This window comes from Pseudofrankia asymbiotica, assembly GCF_001983105.1.
Taxonomy (GTDB): domain Bacteria; phylum Actinomycetota; class Actinomycetes; order Frankiales; family Frankiaceae; genus Pseudofrankia; species Pseudofrankia asymbiotica.
On record NZ_MOMC01000158.1, the window covers coordinates 1 to 2414 of the forward strand.

At 66.8% G+C, this 2414-nt stretch carries 5 protein-coding genes; 3 read left to right on the plus strand and 2 right to left on the minus strand.

Going from position 1 to position 2414, the window contains the following annotated elements:
- On the plus strand, positions 1-376 hold a 376-nt coding region (locus BL253_RS38925), incomplete at its 5' end, for a transposase (protein WP_131831717.1).
- A 430-nt stretch (positions 377-806) separates the two neighbouring features.
- Positions 807-1445, plus strand: coding sequence for a TetR/AcrR family transcriptional regulator (locus BL253_RS38930; RefSeq protein ID WP_241835543.1), 639 nt, complete (start codon positions 807-809; stop codon positions 1443-1445).
- Between the two features lie 29 nt (positions 1446-1474).
- On the opposite strand, the gene BL253_RS38935 is transcribed toward BL253_RS38930, so the two are convergent.
- Positions 1475-1747 (minus strand): CopG family transcriptional regulator, encoded by a 273-nt coding sequence (locus BL253_RS38935; RefSeq protein ID WP_076823111.1) that lies wholly within the window; start codon positions 1745-1747, stop codon positions 1475-1477.
- Between the two features lie 12 nt (positions 1748-1759).
- Positions 1760-1912, minus strand: coding sequence for a hypothetical protein (locus BL253_RS42720; protein WP_158230526.1), 153 nt, complete (start codon positions 1910-1912; stop codon positions 1760-1762).
- Between the two features lie 70 nt (positions 1913-1982).
- On the opposite strand from BL253_RS42720, the gene BL253_RS38940 reads away from it, so the two are divergent.
- Positions 1983-2414, plus strand: a 432-nt coding sequence (locus tag BL253_RS38940; protein WP_198946572.1) for a transposase, incomplete at its 3' end; no start/stop codon positions are given.

Consider the following 2414-nt stretch of genomic DNA (forward strand, 5'->3'; position numbering starts at 1 on the left):
GCTCTTCCCGCACTCCGTGCAGGCAGTACAGGTCACCCGCCGCCGCCAGCCACTCGCCGGCGGCCCCGCACAGACCGAGGTCGTCTACCTGGTCACCAGCCTGCCAACACATCAGGCCAGCCCGACCCTGCTCACCGCATTCGCCCGCGAGCACTGGTCAGTGGAGAACCGGCTGCACTGGGTCCGCGACGTGACCTTCGGTGAGGACCTCAGCCAGGCCCGGACCCGCAACGCACCCCAGGTCATGGCTAGCCTGCGCAACCTCGCGATCACGATCCTGCGCCTGACCGGCGTCACGAACATCRCTCAGGCAATCCGCCACAACGCCCGGCGTCCTGAACGACCACTAGAGACGATCATGAAAGTCGCTTGCTAACCGACAACTTTGCCGGAGCCCTGGCCCGCGTCCGCTTCCGTGACGTTGTCCGTCATGGCGTCTCCCTTCGTCTGAGCGCCCCCGACGGGCAGAAGTCGGTGGAGGCGGCGACGGCCGCGCCGGTGTCRCACCGCCCGCCGGCGCGGCGACCTTCATCTCGTCGTCGAGATAGACGCCGACGCGCGGAGAAATTGGCACGACGAGTCGACGGCACGTCGGCACACATTCCTGGAGCGCGTTTGGAGGCGCACCGAACAAGGCTTTTTCCAGGGTCGCCGACGGGTCATCGTCGCCTCTAGTCGGATGACTATAGCCATGTGACTAGAACCACGCAAGGGGTCGCCGTGGGCGGCCGTCGCGGCACGGAGAGGCGGCTTACGATCCACCCGTGGGAGTTGGCGGCAACACCTCAGAGCCCGTGGATCCGGCTGTGCCGGAGGCATCCGAGGCCGGTGCCCGCGCGCGGCGGCCCCGTGGCCGCCAGGAGGTGCGCGAGGCGTTGCTGGAGGCGGCACAGCGGCTGATCGCCGAGCAGGGGCCAGCCAACGTGCGGCTACGCGAGATCGCGGACGTCGCGGGGGTGAACTTCGGCCTCGTCTACCAGTACCTCGGTACCAGGGAGGACCTGCTCCGCGAGGTCTACCAGCGGGTCGCCGCCCGGTCGGCGGCCCGTTTGGAGCACATCGAGGCGCTCGCCGACGTCATCGATATCTTTCTGACGACCTCGGACGGCAGCATCGGTCGGATCATGGGCTGGGCCGCGCTGGAGGGCGGCTATTCCGCCGATGTCTTCGGCCATTCGCCCGCGCAGGACCAGGTGGCCGGCATCATTTCCCGCGAGGCCCACCAGCATGACCGCGAGGTGCCGGACGACGAGGCGCGCGTCTTCGCGGCCTTCCTGCAGGTGGTGGCCCTCGGCTGGCGACTGTTCCGCCCGATCGGCCTCGCCACCGCCGGCGTCGACCCGGCCACCGTCGACGCCGACGAGATGGTCACGAGATGGCTCCACCTGCTGTCCGACGCCTTCGTGCACGGCCAGCCGACCACCAGCCCCGCCCCACCCGCCTGACTGGCGCCCGCGGAACGACAGCGTTGAGGTCAAGCGTTCCGGTCGCGATGGAGTTCAGCGCGTCGGCGCTTGTGTTCCACTTGGAGCTTTTTCATTTCGTTTTGGGCAGCGGCGCGTTCTTCTTCTGTGATCGGGCCGTACTCCTCCTCTAGCCAGTCCACCAGTTCGCGTAGCCGGTCCTGGGCCTGCCGGTGGCGCAACACTTCGATGAGATAGGCGGAGACGCCACGTTCGCCGGCTGCGGCGCGGACCTCCCGCGGTAGGTCCTCGGGAATGGTGATTTTGATCGTCGTGAGCCTCATGAACGACCCGAGCTAGACCTTCTGGATCACGATGCGGTCTGGGAGGAGTCGTTCGAGATCGTCCCTGTCCGTCGTGAAGACGGTGACGTCACCTGTCTGCCGCCGCGCGAGCACTGCGACGACGGCGTCGATGGCGTATTTGTGGCCGTGGAGCCCGRCAATCACCAGCAGGCGCCTAGTACGGCAGCAACAGTGATCGCTCTGTGGTCTCTACCCAATCGGTCGGCGTGGTGCGATGCGCGACGCGGCCGCTGCGTGTTCTCCGTACTTTGTGAAGAGAATCGAAGAATTCGCAGCGACCGCTTCCGTGAGCATAGCGACGGTGGACGTCGGGGTGTGGGAGGTCGCGTTGGACGAGTTGCTGGCCCGTGTCGCTGCCAGCCTTGGTGGCGAACAACCGCGCAGGCAGGCCGAGGCGTACGCGCGTGGTCTTCTGTCGTCGAAGGAACGGAAGAACGGGTGGACGCTCGCCGAGTACATCCACGACGCCGGTCCACAGAAGACGCAGCGTCTTCTCAACGAGTACTCGTGGAATGAGAACGGGGTTAGGGACGTGATCCGGTCCTACGCTCTCGAGCACCTCGCCGAACCGGACGGCGTGCTCGCGCTCGATGAGACCGGTTTCCTGAAGAAGGGCCGCCGATCCGCCGGCGTCCAACGTCAGTAC

Bases quoted from the DNA above. Each gene is read 5' to 3' on its own strand.
- BL253_RS38935 (WP_076823111.1), bottom strand. From the start codon at position 1,747: ATGAGGCTCACGACGATCAAAATCACCATTCCCGAGGACCTACCGCGG.